The sequence below is a fragment of the Pukyongiella litopenaei genome, from assembly GCF_003008555.2.
GTDB classification, from domain to species: domain Bacteria; phylum Pseudomonadota; class Alphaproteobacteria; order Rhodobacterales; family Rhodobacteraceae; genus Pukyongiella; species Pukyongiella litopenaei.
Genome location: NZ_CP027665.1, coordinates 1,477,472 through 1,491,686 on the forward strand (window position 1 = coordinate 1,477,472; position 14,215 = coordinate 1,491,686).

At 61.0% G+C, this 14,215-nt stretch carries 13 protein-coding genes and 2 pseudogenes; 8 read left to right on the plus strand and 7 right to left on the minus strand.

Annotated elements, in window-relative coordinates; translation table 11 throughout:
* Nucleotides 1-53 precede the first annotated feature (53 nt).
* From C6Y53_RS07470 to C6Y53_RS07485, 4 genes and pseudogenes are all read right to left on the minus strand, one after another.
* Nucleotides 54-1,046, minus strand: a pseudogene (locus C6Y53_RS07470) (IS5 family transposase).
* 140 nt (nucleotides 1,047-1,186) lie between these two features.
* On the minus strand, nucleotides 1,187-1,867 hold the full coding sequence (locus C6Y53_RS07475) for a flavodoxin domain-containing protein (protein WP_149615487.1): 681 nt from the start codon (nucleotides 1,865-1,867) through the stop codon (nucleotides 1,187-1,189).
* An 11-nt stretch (nucleotides 1,868-1,878) separates the two neighbouring features.
* The gene (locus tag C6Y53_RS07480) at nucleotides 1,879-3,990 is read right to left on the minus strand and encodes a molybdopterin cofactor-binding domain-containing protein (protein ID WP_106471871.1); all 2,112 of its coding nucleotides are present in this window, start codon (nucleotides 3,988-3,990) and stop codon (nucleotides 1,879-1,881) included.
* Complete coding sequence (locus C6Y53_RS07485; RefSeq protein ID WP_106471872.1) at nucleotides 3,987-4,460, minus strand: (2Fe-2S)-binding protein; 474 nt, start codon at nucleotides 4,458-4,460, stop codon at nucleotides 3,987-3,989. The genes C6Y53_RS07480 and C6Y53_RS07485 overlap by 4 nt, the downstream gene beginning before the upstream one ends.
* An 83-nt stretch (nucleotides 4,461-4,543) precedes the next feature.
* Between C6Y53_RS07485 and C6Y53_RS07490 the strand changes: the two genes are divergently transcribed.
* From C6Y53_RS07490 to C6Y53_RS21435, 3 genes and pseudogenes are all read left to right on the plus strand, one after another.
* The gene (locus tag C6Y53_RS07490; protein WP_106471873.1) at nucleotides 4,544-5,155 is read left to right on the plus strand and encodes a TetR/AcrR family transcriptional regulator; all 612 of its coding nucleotides are present in this window, start codon (nucleotides 4,544-4,546) and stop codon (nucleotides 5,153-5,155) included.
* 72 nt (nucleotides 5,156-5,227) lie between these two features.
* Nucleotides 5,228-5,937: pseudogene (locus tag C6Y53_RS07495) on the plus strand (IS6 family transposase).
* A 374-nt stretch (nucleotides 5,938-6,311) separates the two neighbouring features.
* Nucleotides 6,312-6,434 (plus strand): DUF1156 domain-containing protein, encoded by a 123-nt coding sequence (locus C6Y53_RS21435; RefSeq protein WP_211299490.1) that lies wholly within the window; start codon nucleotides 6,312-6,314, stop codon nucleotides 6,432-6,434.
* A gap of 457 nt (nucleotides 6,435-6,891) precedes the next feature.
* On the opposite strand, the gene C6Y53_RS21440 is transcribed toward C6Y53_RS21435, so the two are convergent.
* Nucleotides 6,892-7,275, minus strand: a complete 384-nt coding sequence (locus C6Y53_RS21440) for a winged helix-turn-helix domain-containing protein (RefSeq protein WP_425300351.1) — start codon at nucleotides 7,273-7,275, stop codon at nucleotides 6,892-6,894.
* Here C6Y53_RS21440 and C6Y53_RS07515 point away from each other — a divergent pair.
* Together C6Y53_RS07515 and C6Y53_RS07520 are read left to right on the plus strand one after the other, a co-directional pair.
* Nucleotides 7,210-7,377, plus strand: coding sequence for a DUF3489 domain-containing protein (locus tag C6Y53_RS07515; RefSeq protein ID WP_425300352.1), 168 nt, complete (start codon nucleotides 7,210-7,212; stop codon nucleotides 7,375-7,377). The two genes, C6Y53_RS21440 and C6Y53_RS07515, sit on opposite strands and share 66 nt — an antisense overlap.
* A gap of 144 nt (nucleotides 7,378-7,521) precedes the next feature.
* Nucleotides 7,522-8,040: a hypothetical protein gene (locus C6Y53_RS07520; RefSeq protein ID WP_149615488.1), complete on the plus strand. Its 519-nt coding sequence runs from the start codon at nucleotides 7,522-7,524 to the stop codon at nucleotides 8,038-8,040.
* A gap of 12 nt (nucleotides 8,041-8,052) precedes the next feature.
* Here the strand turns inward: C6Y53_RS07520 and C6Y53_RS07525 are convergent, their stop codons facing one another.
* Entirely contained in the window at nucleotides 8,053-8,280 is a 228-nt protein-coding gene (locus tag C6Y53_RS07525; RefSeq protein ID WP_106471874.1) for a DUF7220 family protein, read from the minus strand.
* Between the two features lie 703 nt (nucleotides 8,281-8,983).
* Nucleotides 8,984-9,688 carry a Crp/Fnr family transcriptional regulator gene (locus tag C6Y53_RS07530; protein ID WP_106471875.1) on the minus strand — a complete coding sequence of 235 codons (705 nt, stop codon included), beginning with the start codon at nucleotides 9,686-9,688 and terminating at the stop codon, nucleotides 8,984-8,986.
* Nucleotides 9,689-9,843: 155 nt separating this feature from the next.
* Here C6Y53_RS07530 and C6Y53_RS07535 point away from each other — a divergent pair, with 155 nt between their 5' ends.
* The 3 genes from C6Y53_RS07535 (at nucleotide 9,844) to C6Y53_RS07545 (ending at nucleotide 13,991) form a co-directional block, all read left to right on the plus strand.
* Complete coding sequence (locus C6Y53_RS07535) at nucleotides 9,844-12,177, plus strand: arylsulfatase (protein WP_106471876.1); 2,334 nt, start codon at nucleotides 9,844-9,846, stop codon at nucleotides 12,175-12,177.
* A 274-nt stretch (nucleotides 12,178-12,451) separates the two neighbouring features.
* The gene (locus C6Y53_RS07540) at nucleotides 12,452-13,042 is read left to right on the plus strand and encodes a DUF6932 family protein (protein WP_149615489.1); all 591 of its coding nucleotides are present in this window, start codon (nucleotides 12,452-12,454) and stop codon (nucleotides 13,040-13,042) included.
* 10 nt (nucleotides 13,043-13,052) lie between these two features.
* Entirely contained in the window at nucleotides 13,053-13,991 is a 939-nt protein-coding gene (locus C6Y53_RS07545) for a hypothetical protein (RefSeq protein ID WP_106471878.1), read from the plus strand.
* Nucleotides 13,992-14,215 lie beyond the last annotated feature (224 nt).

A 14,215-nucleotide genomic window follows, 5' to 3' on the forward strand; every position in this document is an offset into this window, starting at 1 on the left:
GCCTTGTTGCACAAGTCGTCTGAGAGCCGGACCTCCCCTTTCGCTGGACGGACTTATCCTACGGGCTCTGTGACAGGTATGCCAAGAGCGGTGTAGCGGTTGAGAACGGCGACACGGACCTGGATTTCCGCGACCTGCCGACCAAGGTCTCTTGCCATCAGGGACTGGCCAAGAAGCTTGATGCAATTCATCTTGGCCTCGACGCGGCTTCGGCGATGATATCTGCTCCATCGCCGCCACAGTGCTCGGCCCAGATAGCGCGATGCGTTGACCGCTTCGTTCCGGGCGATGGCCCCGCGCTGGTGGGCTTTCACGGCATGGCGTTCTTGCGGGGCGGGATGACGGTATGGGCACCGCGAGCAGCAATCGCGTCATGGCATTTGCGCGTGTCATAGGCCCCGTCTGCGGTCACTGACCCAACGTCCTGATCGGGTGGAATTTGGTTCAGCAACTCGGGCAGCATGGGCGCGTCACCAATGTTGTTGCCGGTGATCGCGACCGCCCGGACCTCCAGTGTTTCCTCGTCGATCCCGATATGTATCTTGCGCCAGATACGCCGTTCCGGGCCGCCATGATTGCGGGCGTTCCACTCGCCTTCGCCTTCGGCCTTGATGCCGGTGCTGTCCGCTGCCCGGCAGGGCATTGCGCAGCAATGTCCCGAGAAGGGATCAGCAGGTTCAGCGGACCCGCCCCGCCGCGATAGGGGATGCGCACGTTCAGCGTTCGTTGGCGGCGACACAGGGTACTGAAATCCGGCACTGTCCAGTCCATGCCGACAAGCTTCAGAAGGCTTTGCACGAACTCCGTCGTTTGCCGTAACGGCATGCCAAGAGCGCCTTCATGGTCAGACAGGTCTGGATCGCCGCGTCGCTGAAGTTCGGTTGCCGGCCGCGTTTCCCGGTCGGTGGCGGTCGGCACGTCATCTCTGGATCAAACCAGATCGACAGCGATCCGCGCTGCTTCAACGCTTCATTGGGGTCCGTTGCATTAACCGGCGGGATATCAGAGACATTGATGCCGCGAGTTGACCAGCTTGTCAGCGGCATCCTTCGATGTTCCGGATTTCGTGTTCATCTTCGCTCCACGGTGGCTGCGATGAACCAGAAATCCTCCGTTACGAAAACACCAAATCTGTCCCACAGGCGCTGACGTCAGACAATCTAAACGTTGCGAATGAACCTGTTCGTCAGCCAGTATCCTTCGATAGGCTGGATCGGGCCCAGCTTTCGGCGGCCTCCCGATCCCGGAAATCGCCCTGCATGACGGACCCCGCAACAAAGGGATAGCCGACACGCAGAACCGGCGTCAGCCGGTCGAAATCCAGGCGGCCCGGAAAGAACGCGACATCGGTCTGCGCCAGTACCGGCGCCGCCGCAAACAGGCTATCGGTGTCTCGCTGCAGTTGCGCGCTTTGATCGGTGGTCAGAGGGCCGCCCTGATTTCCCAAGAGCATTCCGGCACAGGTCATCGAACACTGAAACAGGCTGTGGGGACGCGTGGCAATGGCTTCCGCATGGGCTGCCGTCCAATTCACAACCGGTTCAAGCCATGCGGCCGCGCGGATCGCGCTGCCCACCATGACCCTGTCGAAACCGTCCGGCGCGGGGGCGTTTTCGGCTGAAAACAAAGCGACGCGAAACCCTGCGGTGCGTGCCACTTCTGCCATCCAAGCTGCTTGGCCACCTGTCGACCCCAGCATCGAGCCATAGACAATCAACAGCCTGTCGCCTTGCCCATCCGCGAGCGCAATGTCGGCTGGCGCATCGTTGGGCAAGGTCGGTCTGAATTGCCAGCCAACCCCGGCAAGAGCCGCTGCCGCTGCGGAGTAAGCCCCGTATTTCAGAAATTTGCGTTTTCTATGATCCACGTTTCTTCCTTTCAGACAGCCAGCGGCAGTGCATCAAAGCGCACACCTGTTGCCGCTTCCATGGCGTTGGCAATGGCAGCAACCGTAACGGGGACGCCGATCTCGCCCGCCCCGGCCGGGGAGAGCCCCGGCGTTTCAACGGTTTCGATCTCGATCGGCGGCAGCGTGCCGTTGCTCTGCATCGGGTAGTCGGCAATCGAGGCGATCATTGCGACCCCCTCTGCGAAGGTCAGCTTTTCACACAGGGCCTGCGACAGGCCCCAGATCGCACCGCCTTCGACTTGCGCCAGAAGCTGTTTTCGATGCACGATCTGCCCGACGTCGACCGCGATCCACAGATGCGTGACCTCGGTGCCTGTCACCTCTGCGACGGTAGCAATCCGGGCCTCGCGGAAGATCATCGCACCCAGCCCAAATGCGCGATCACTGCCGCTCCAACCCGACATCTCGCCCACGCGCGAAATGACAGCGCGCAGGCGTGCATCCTCAAGGTGATCAAGCCGCCATTGCAGCGGGTCGAGCCCCGCGTCGCGGGCCAGCCGTTCGATCGTGGTCTCGATCGCCCAAACGGTATAGCTGGCCGAAACGCCGCGCAGAAATCCGGGTGAGGGCATCGAGACCACTCTGGTCCAGCTGATAGACTGATCCTCACCGATATAGGGGTGGCTTGCGCCGTCGGTGGCGGTGTTGTCCTCATCACCGTTTGCCCCTTTCATGGACGAGGGCAGATGCGTGGCCAATGTCCCGTCCGAGGCGATCTCGTGCCGCCACTCTACCAGACGCCCCGCATCGTCCAGCCGGGCGGACAGCCGTTGCACAGCCGCCGGGCGGACCTGCCCACGGATCATCTCGTCCAGTTGCGGACGGATGACCTGCACCGGCCGGCCGATAGCCTTGGCAATCTCGGCGGCATCGCGCACGACGTCATTCAGCACCCGCCGACCGTAGGAACCGCCCGAGGGCGTCGCCTGCGTTTCCAACATGAACGGCGCGGTTTTCCAGGTCCGCGCGCCGTAGCGCATATCCAGATCGAGCGACTGCGTTGCGCTGGTGGTCGAGGCCCCAAGCCCCAGACTGCGCCCCTCGACCGACGCAATCAGCGGCTCCGGCAAGACATGGCTGAGCGTCGGCGAATAGAACATCGCGGCATCGGGCGTTGCGCTGCGCATCGGAGCGCCACGCACCGCGACAGGCGCGACCTGCGTGTCATCCAGTGCAGCGGCAAGGGCGTTGCGCTCGGTTTCGCTGTCGAAATCCGGGGCGTCGGACCATGTGATCTCAAGCGCCTTGGCCCCCTTGATCGCGGCCCATGTACTCGACGCAACCACCGCGACGGCGGACTGGTCTTCAAGCTGGTGCACGTCCGACACGCCAGAGGTCGCCAAAGCAGCCGTGGCATCTAGGGCGACCACGGTGCCGCCCAGATGCGGGCTGCGGCGCAGAACCGCCAAGGACATCCCGCCGCGCGGTTGATCGGTGCCGAAACGCTTGGCTCCGGTCACGATCTCTAGTGCATCCGGACGCTGCGGGCTTGTCCCCAGAAGGTCAAAGTCTTTGGCCCGCTTCAGATCGCCTTGGGCAGCGCCGGGCATCCGCAATCGGCCGGCGGCAATAACCTCGGCAAAGCCCCGTGTTTCGCCAGTGGGCACATGGACCACTGCATGCGCTTCGGTCTTGCAGTCGCGCGCAGTCCAGCCCTGCCGGCGTGCAGCGGTTTCGATCAGCGCCAGACGCAATTCTGCACCGGCCAGTCGCAGCATAGGCCAATACCCGAGCGTCGTCTTTGAATCCGCCGTCACCATGCGCCCCGAGAAATCCGGATTGCCGTAACGCGCAGCATCGCGCGGGGCGGGGAGGATGCGGACACGCTCCATGGACGCGCCGACCTCCTCTGCCAGCACCATGGCAAGGGCAACCGGCGCGCCTTGGCCAATATCCTGCCCCGGGCAGACAAATTCGATGTCACCGTCGGGCGTGATTGCGACAAACGCATTGATCGCTTGCCCGGTCAGCGGCGTTTCGGCCTGCAAGGCATAGACCGTGGCTCCTGCGGCGACAGCCACGGTTGCCGTCCCGCCCAGGGCAAGAAAGGCGCGGCGGGAAAGACGTCTGCGCTCGGTCATTGGCCTGCCTCCTGCGCGATCTCAGCCGCGCGGGCGACCGCCTCGATGATGCGCGGACCGGCACCGCAGCGGCAGATATTGCCGTCCATGGCGGCCTTTATCTCGCTCAAATCAGGCTTTGGCACCTCGTTCAGAAACCCGGCGGCCTGCATGATTTGTCCCGGCTGGCACCAGCCACATTGCGCCACCTGACCTTCCAGCCAGGCCTTCTGAACCGGATGCGAGCCGTCTTCGGACAGACCTTCAATCGTGGTGATGTCCATCCCTGCCACATCCTCGACAGTCAGTCGGCAGGCGCGGGCCGGGCTGCCGTCAAGATGTACGGTGCAGGCCCCGCACAGCCCTTGCAGGCACGAATATTTTGTCCCCGTCAGCCCGAGCGTTTCGCGCAAGACAAAGACGAGAGGCGTGTCGGCATGGGCAAGGTCAAACTCGCGAACCCGTCCGTTAATGGAAAGCTGATAGGTCATTTCAATATCCGTAATCAGGTTTACACTTGTTGTCGCACGTAATTACTTGTACGGATATTGTCCAGAGGGGAGGGGCCAAACATATGAAGGAAAGCCGTAGAGCGGATCGCCGCATACAGATCGAAGCGGCAGCGCTGGCGGTCCTCGTCGAAAAAGGCTATGCGGGCACGTCGATGCTGGAGGTCGCCAAGCGCGCCAAAGCGTCAAACGAAACGCTGTATCGCTGGTATGGCGAAAAGAACGGACTCTTTGCCGCCATCGTAAAGCGAAACGCCTCTGCGGGTCTCGATCAGTTGCAAAAGGCCCTGGTCGATGACGGCCCGCTGGATGAAAAGCTGGCGCGTTTCGGCGCGAGCCTGCTGAAAGGTGCCTTGTCGGACAGCGCAATCGAACTGAACCGAGCCGCCATGGCGGACCCCTCTGGCAAACTTGGCGCGTCGATTGCGAAACACGGGCGGAACACCGTTGTGCCGATGCTTACATCGTTGCTGAAAGCACAGCGTAGTTTCGGCGCCTTCACCGACGCGTCCGACGCCGCCGAAGCCTTTATCTTCCTCCTGATCGGCGACCGGCAGGCACGCCGCGCCATCGGACAGTTGCCGGAACCCGACATGGCGACATGCCAAACCCATGCCAGGATCGCCACGAACCGGTTCTTGTCTTTGTTTGGTGCGAAAAGCCCAGTGCCCGCGTGAACTCGGCAGCCTCATTGATGGGTCTGTTGCATTGACAGGCCTGACGCCGCATCGGCGGGGTAGTTCTTTGTCATGCTGAACACCAGAGGTTTGTCCCGGATCAAAGGCTTCCGGTTTCCACGGAGCGCCATCGGGTACGCCGTTTGGGCCTACCACCGCTTCGCTCTGAGCCTGCGCGACATCGAAGACCTGTTGGCTGAACGCGGGGTTACAGTGTCGTACGAAACGATCCGGGATTGGGTGCTCCGGTTCGGGCACCATTGGCCGCAAAGATCCGCCGTGACCGTTCAGCGCCGGCAGACAAATGGCATCTCGATGAAGTCGTTATCCAGATCAAGGGCCGAAGCCACTGGCTTTGGCGGGCCGTCGACGCCAAGGGCGACGTGCTCGAAATCCTGATCCAGTCCCGACGCAACAAGGCCGCGGCCCGCCGATTTCTCCGCAAACTGATAAAACCTTGGGGCCAACCCCGTGTGCTGGTGACGGACAAGCTGCGCTCCTAGGGTGCAGCCAAGGCAGAAATCGCCCCCGGGATCGAGCACAGCCAGCACAAGGGTTTGAACAACCGAAGCGAGGCCTCCCACCGGCAAACACGAAGACGCGAGAAGATCATGGGTCGGTTCAAATCCCCGCGCCAGGCAAAGCAGTTTCTATCCTTGCATGACCAGGCCACCTGTCTGTTTCGCCCGAAGCGCCACCGCCTGTCCGCTGTCTCATACCGCCACGCGAGGAACGACGCACTCTCGCTGTGGACCGGTTATTCCAACGAATTGACTGCGTGACCTTCGCCGTCACCAATAAATTCAGCCGGACATCAGCAACCTGACAAAGCCTCCAGAACTGCGTTTCGATCCCTTCGCCAAGCGCCACAACCTGTGCCTCAAGAAAGCGGTTCAGATAGGTGTTGATCAGTGCATCACTGTATTTTGCCCGGATCGCCGCCCATTGGGTAAGACGCCGACAAGCATCACATTCCTTCGGATATTTTCCTTTCGAGGAAGTTCGCCAGACACCGGCACGCGTGGATTATGTCCAACGCGGTTCGCCTGAGACGTCCGGTTCCCTACCAACACAAGAGCGGTGCCGTCATCTGGGTCACGCTCGATCAGCAGGCCGCCGACGCCTTGGCCCAAGACGAAACTTTGAAGGCCCTCGTATGACCACCCCCTACAAGAAGAAACTCATCGAAGTTGCCATCCCGCTCGAGGCGATCAACGCAGCCTCGGCGCGGGAGAAGTCGATCCGGCATGGGCATCCCTCGACGCTGCATCTGTGGTGACGGCGGCGAGGATCTCGGGGAAATCCGAGGTCGAGTGCAGCGCGCGCGTGGCCACCTCGTCGCGGGAAAGCCCGCGAGTTCTGGCGCCGGCCGTCTCGAGGCTTTCGCGGGCGAGTTCCATCAGCGTCATGCCGCGGTATTCGCGGGCGGCGTCCTCCAGCGGGAAGAGCGTCGGGCTGTATCGGTGCAGGAGCGCGTTCGAGATCGCCTCGCGCCGCGTGACCGTGGCGTCGCGCCCGCCGAGCGGGATCGAGACATGGGGGGATGGTCCGGGTCTCGTCCGCCTTGGCCGCGACCTGGTCGAGTATCGCCAAAGAGCGCGGCGCGCCTCACCCGGGCGCCGGTCGACCAGATCACCTCGACGCTGCGGGTCTCGGCATCGATGCTGTTCGGCGCAAGCTCCGCCGACCGGCGGAAGGCCGGCAGGTCTATCGTGCTGTCCATGATTGAATGCTTGTCATGCGGCGCCTGCACCGCGGCGCACCAGCTCGTAGCCGAAACCGCGATGGGTGCGGATTTCCAGATCCTCCGGCAGCGCCTTGCGGATGCGGACCATGTGCACGTCGATGGCGTCCAGGCTGGACTCGCTCAGCCGGCCGCCATCGGCCCGCCGCTGGATGGTCTCGCGCGAGAGTGGACCTTTCGCATGCATCAGCACCTGCAGGATGCGCGCCGTGGCCGGCTGCAGCGACACCCGAAGGACGCTGCGCCGGAACAGGCCGCTGAAGCTCCGGTGCAGAGACGCAAAAGCACCAAACAGGCGTTGCTCATCGAGATGCTTCGTGCCGAGGGAGGCGCGACAATCGCCGAGGTCGTCGCCGCCACCGGATGGCAAGCTCACACCGTCCGCGGCGCCATGTCAGGCGCGCTAAAGAAGAAGTTGGGTTTGACGATCACCTCCGAGAAGGTCGAAGGCCGCGGCAGGGTTTATCACGTCGATTAATTGCAAAATGCACTGCGTGAAGCCTGTTCAAGAGGTATGCATCATACCTCTTGACGAGTCAGCCCCACTCTGCAAGAAGTATGCATCACCCCTCTTGAAAGGTTGCAGATGGTAGATTCGATTACAGTCCGACTGGATCCCGACATGGCATCACGTCTCGGAAGGTTCCTGATTGACAACCCTAGCCTTTCGGCGGCCTCTGTCGCCGTCCGTGCATTGGACAGTTTTCTGCCAACGGTTGCGAAGAACGAGTCCCAAAAGCCGTCCAAGCCGGGCGGCGAACGGGACGAAGTCTCGGGGCGCGAGGGCTACGAGTTCGGGATGTCCGCTGGTCGGGCCCTTGCAAGTCAGATCGGTGAACTTGTGAGCCCTGTAGCAACCGAACTGAAGCTACCCGATGGTCGAAGGGCAACATTGCGCACGGCCAAAGGGCGAAACACACAATGGGGATGCCTGAATACCCTTCTCGAACGAGTTGATGTGGTCCTTTGTGCCTTCACGCCAGATGGAACAAACTTCGATGTCTGGGAGGTCGATGCGAAGGTTTGGGAACGAGAAGCCCGGAATGCATCTCCCGGCCACAAGCTGCACAACAAGCTGACCCTCTTGGGGAAGTCCGGAGTCGAAAAGTTCGGGAAAGTATTTGGAAGCTTCTCCATCTGACGGTTCGGCCGATCAGGCGCCTGAGGCCTTCGCCCGTAAGGCCTCGAAAAGCCGACGCAAAGCGAACGACCGCGCGATGCTCACAACCGTGAACACCGCCCCCAACTTCAAATTCTGCGCCAGCGTAGAGTGCAGGCCGAAAACAGGGAAAACCAGGATCTGGGTCCCGACGGCGAGGCCATACCCGACCGACACGTTGGCGATGGCTTCGACCAACGACATGGTCCGGCTCTGCTTCATAGCTGCGCCTCCGGCAGACATTCCAGAAACGCCGTCACGAACTCCGCCGCGAGCGGCGGCACGATCGCATTGCCATAGCCCCGCAGGAGCCCCATGCGGCCGGGTATCCCAACAGCCAGCGGGAATGTTCCGGGCTCAACGGGCCGCCAGCGACCATCGCGGCAGAGGAGCCAGTCCGGATCTCGCCAGACGCCTTCCGTCGGGCCGGTTCCGGCGGGGTCGGCGCCTTCGACCAATCCACCAGCTTCACTGTCCTGCGGCTCGCATCGGTGTTGCCGGCCGCGTTGTACTGCTCCGTCGCGGTTGAGCCCGCCATCGCCGTCGGCCAGCCCGTCAGCCAGACCTGCCGACCGAGCAGCGCGTTGATCGGAACAACCAGACACTCCGAGCCATCCTTGTAATCCCGCGCCGAGGCCGTTGCCCAGCCTGCCTCGCTCCAACGCGATAGCCCCGAAGAACAGCCGCTGGCGGATGTGCGGGGCGCCGATGCCCGCAGCCGGCAGATCGGCCGCCGCGACGGCGTAAGATGCCGCTTCCAGCGCATCCGCCAGAGCGTCGAACCACGCCCAGTCAGTCGCGTCCTCAGCCGCTGCCCGAGCGTTTCCGCCAACCGAAGGTGCCTTTCGAAGCTATTTTGGTCGGGCAGGACAGAAGCGGAGGGCACCTGGGTGGTGAGGCTCACCTGGCCAGTTCTCTTGCCCAATCACCGGTTCCCGCTCTCCAGGCTGACTTCCATCATCTTCGACAGGTGCACCGGGTTGAAGGTGATCGAGCCATAGGCTTCCCGTGTGATCAGGCCATCACGTTCGAGACCCCGAAAGGCAGGGCCCACGCTGTTGCGTGAAAGACCGGCCATCTCGCCGAGTTCCTGTTGCGAGCACGGGATTGAAGTCTCCGCATCATGAAGCATCTCAGGGCCCGCAAGCCGCACCAAAGTGCTGGCAATCTTGGTCCGCGCGTCTCCCTTAAGCAGTGAGGCTGCATACATCAGCGCATTGTCGAGATGCAACACGGTCAACTGCGCGAGGCGGCGCCACAAGTCCGGGAATACGGTTTCGAGTTCTTCGAGGCGCTGCAGTGAAACAAAGCAAATACGCAGGTCGGTGCGCGCCCGGATTTCAACACGGCGCGGGGAGCCTGTGAGCGCGGCAGCCTCTCCGACCCACCAACCAGGGCGGGCGATAAATCCGAGCACGGGCGGTTCGTAGCCCGACGCGGTCATGACATCCGCGAAGCCTTCGGAGATACCGTAGACTCCACCGGGCGGGTCACCCAGGGAGTATAGCCGGTCGCCGCGTGGAACGGCGCGAATCTCGGAAACCTCAATCCAGGCGTGACGGAAGGGTTCGGGCTGCACCGCCAACCATCCCCTCCGGTGAAAAATCACTCCCGGTTCACCTTGGTTCATTCAAAATCCCCGGAGGCTGCACAATTCTGGGCAAATTATCCACAACGGCCATGCTAATCAATGGTTGTAGCGCGGTGTCGACTCCTTTCAGACTTTGACCCGGACGTCCGAAAGGCCCCACGTCAGACAGCGATATTGACGACAAAGGTGCTGAAATGAAGCAGTTCATTGTTGCAGGGGCCATAGCGGTCCTTTCCACTCAGGTGCATGCCCAGGACTGGCCTGACCGCAGCAGGTTGCCGGTGCCGCTCGCCCCGTTCGAGGGCACAATCGGCGAGACCTATCAGGACTCCACGTCGGACTGGCAGGAACCGGTCGCCGCACCCGAAGGCGCGCCCAATGTCATCGTCATCCTGCTCGATGACGTGGGCTTTGGCCAGACATCCACCTTCGGCGGGCTGATCCCCACCCCCGCGCTCGACCAACTGGCCGAGGAAGGGTTGCGCTTCACCCGCTTTCACACCACCGCCATTTGCGGGCCGTCGCGTGCGGCGCTGCTGACCGGACGCAACCACCACAGCTCGGGCAACGGCTTCCTGATGGAATGGGCCACAGGCTTTCCGAGTTACTCGACCATGCTGCCCAAGGAGACGGTCACCATAGCCGAGATCCTCAAGGACAATGGTTACGCCACATGGTGGTTCGGCAAGAACCACAACACCCCTGACTGGGAGCAGACCGTCACCGGACCCTTCGACCGCTGGCCGACCGGTATGGGCTTTGACTATTTCTACGGTTTCAATTCCGGCGAGACGCACCAGTATTACCCGGTTCTGTTCGAAAACACGGTGCCAGTCGAACCGGAACAGTCCCCTGAAGAGGGCTACCACTTCATGACCGACATGACCGACAGGGCCATCGCGCGGATGAAGTTCGCCAAGTCGGTCGCACCAAACAAACCGTTCTTCATGTATTTTGCCCCCGGAGCAATGCACGCGCCGCACCATGTCACCGGCGAATGGCGGGAACAGTTCGATGGCGCCTTCGACATGGGCTGGGAGGCCTATCGGGAGCAGGTCTTCGCGCGGCAGCAGGAAATGGGCATCGTCCCCGAGGGCACGGAACTGACGCCGCGCCCTGACTGGGTGCCTGCCTGGGATACGCTCAACGACGACCAGAAGGAGGTATACAATGCGCTCTTCGAGAACTTCGCGGGCTACTTCGCCTACACCGATCACGAGGTTGGGCGGTTGCTCGACGCAGTGAAGCAACTGCCCGACGCCGAGAATACGATGGTGGTCTACATCGTCGGAGACAACGGCGCCTCCTCCGAGGGTGGGCCGGATGGAACGCTCAACGAGATCATGAACCTCAACGGCATTCCTTCAGACATCGAAGATATCAAGGCAAACCTCGACAAGCTCGGTGGGCCGGACTCCGAGCCGCACTATCCCGTGGGCTGGGCCTGGGCGGGTAATACGCCCTTCCAGTGGGTCAAACAGGTGGCCTCGCACTTGGGCGGAACGCGCAACCCGATGGTGATCAGCTGGCCCGCGCGGATCGAACATGACGATGCGCCGCGCACGGCGTTCCTGCATCTCGTGGACGTGGTGCCGACCATTCTCGAGGCGGCGCGCATCCCAATGCCAGACTCTGTAGACGGCATCGAACAGAAGCCGCTTGAGGGCGAAAGCTTCCTCGCCAGCTTTACCGATCCCGGCTACAAGGGCCGCACGCAGCAGTATTTCGAGGTCTTCTCGAACCGTTCGATGTATGCGGATGGGTGGAAGGCAAACGCCCAGCATACCTTCCCGTGGCGGCAGGATTTTGCGCCTGGCAACTGGGATGAGGACAAATGGGAACTCTACAACCTTGAGGACGACTTTTCAGAAGCCAACGACCTTGCAGCCGAGAACCCTGAAAAGCTGGAAGAACTGAAGGCGATGCTGGACGAAGCCTTCGAGAAATACGGTGTGCTGCCGCTGGATGACCGCGGCGCAGGCCGCCTTGCCAGCGTCAAACCGCCGGTTCCGGGAGCCGACGAAGGGGCCACGACCTACACCTATTACGAAGGGGCGATCCGCATTGCCGAACCCGCAGCACCGCCGATGAAGAACCGCTCCTGGACGCTGACGGCCAAGGTCGAGACTGAGGGCGCCGAAACCGGGGGCGTGATCATGGGCTTCGGCGGTGTCGCCGCCGGAATGGTGCTCTACCTCGACGGCGGCGTGCCGATCTTCGACTATAATCTTTTCGAGGAACATACCGTTTTGCAGGGCGCCGAGCCGCTTTCGGCGGGCAAAACCGAAATCAAAGTCGATTTCGCCTACCAGGGCGCGGAAGGCGAAGCAGGCAAGGGCGCCGAGATCACCATGTCAGTGAATGGCGCCGAGGTGGCGACTGGTTCTATGGAGTCCACTGTCGCGGGCCGTTTCGGCATCGACACCTTCGGGATCGGCGAGGACAGTGGCCAACCGGTGACCACCGCCTACGAACCTCCCTTCGCCTTCACTGGCGCCATTGAAAGTGTGGTCGTCGAAGTACAATAGCCGGGAAGATCCCGGGCGACGTCCCACTATCCGCCCCTAACAGCAAGAGCGACGTAACCCGGTCCGGAGGCGACCTTCGCGAGAGGACCCGTCGCCGTGCTGCAGCATCCCTGAAGCCAACATTGGTGGAAAGCGGCTAACCTTGCTCAGAAAGCGGGTCATTGTGGCGACCGCGAATAGTGCTTAAGACCGCGTCAACGAGGGATGTGATAGTCTTGGACAGCCGTTCTACTATGGGGATAGTCTGTCGACGGAGGAACTTTTCGAGACGTTCATGCCTATTCCCGATTTTGCAGCACACGGCGCTCTGCCGCCGTTCATTTCAGGTCATGCCACGATTCCAGCCGCGCGGTCGCCCTATTCCGCATCCATGCTCGATGTTGTCGAGCGCTTCTGCACATCACCAGACCGCGCCAAGCTGCTAAAGGGGTTGAACCACTACCGAAAGCACCTTCACGCGGGTGGGTTTGTTTCCGGGCACCAGTGGATTGATGGCAGCTTCGTTGAAAACGTCGAAAAACTCAGAAAACGCAGCCCAAGTGACATTGATGTCGTAACCCTGTTTAACCGACCGCTAAAATATCAGGCCGACCCCAGATCCTGGCCTACGGATTATGAAGGACACCTGTTCGCGAAATATTTCGACACGAACGCGATGAAGCCAGAGTATAAGTGCGACACCTACGGCATAGACCTCGATGTAGGCACCCATGCCCTCGTCAGAAATTCTACATACTGGTTCGGACTATTCTCCGACATGCGTGATACGGCTGCAAAGAAGGGAATAGTTGAAATTCCCCTTGCAGTGGACGCTATGGAGTTCAATGCGGTCGATCTAGCAATAGGGGGTAAGTTCAGTGTCTGACCTCCAAAGAATGGCAGAGCTGGAAAGGCAACAGGCGGAGCTCGAAGCTCTTGCGAAAGAGGCTGAGGCTGACGGCGACGTGGTGGGGCGGCTAAGCTTCAAGACAAGGCTGAATATCGTAGCCACGGAACTTGCCGCGCTCCGAGCGAGAGATGCTCGGGTCGCGGAAGTGGCTATTTTGTTTGACGGCGCTCCAGTGGAGGGAAGCCGCACCATCGACGCGACCTTCGCCGCTCAGGCGCTTAGCTACTTTCAGGCCGTCGTCACTCGCCTTTTCGCTTCAAACTTGAAGGGCGAACTTGCGGCGCGTGGAAAAATCAGAGGGGCCGAGCTCGCCGCCCTGAACATTCGAGGCATCGCAACAGGCTCATTTGGGTTCATCCTTGAAGAAAAGGATGCACGTCAGGCCAGCGCTGTCAAAACTCCGGTTCGAGAGTCTCTTGAGGAAGCAGCGGCCCTGTTTGAAGAGTTCACGCAAGAGAATGAGGACGAGTTTCTTATCGATGTCGATGACATCAATCCCAGAGTATTTCGTGCACTCGCACAGTTCTTCCGGCACCTTAAAAAGAATGACGCGGCTCTAAAGGCAAACCTTCCTGACCGACAGTATTCGTTTGATCGGGCAGGAATTGAACGTGCCTACCGACGAATTACAGAAACAAACGTGAAGATTGAACCGGTCATCTGGGTTGGAACACTCGTTGGGCTCTCGCCCATCAAGCGCACGTTCGATTTCAAGCCGGATGGCGCGCGGGAAATAGTATCGGGAAAGTTCAGCCATCAGGTGAGTCAAGATTACTTGGAACGGATCGAGGGCGAGGAGGGAATTACACTAGATGCTCGCTTCACTGCAAAGATCGAGATCGGAACTATCAGAAAGCCTGACGGATCGATAAGCGTCAGCTACACCGTAACCGACCTAGTGGAAGCGCCCTCGACGACAGGGTAGATTCTTACGCGCGTCTTGTCACCGAATTTAGGCGACCAGCGTGGCGGACAAGATGGCGCATCATATCGAGATCATGCTGATCTCTGAGCAGCCACAAACGAGTGGTCCAGGTTGATTGTTTGTGCATTGCTGGCCGCTGGTCAATGGTTGCGATACTCTCCGGCGCAGGCGGCTTTTAGCTCAAGGTGCGGTGAGATCGGACGGCATTTTATTGGCGGATAGCG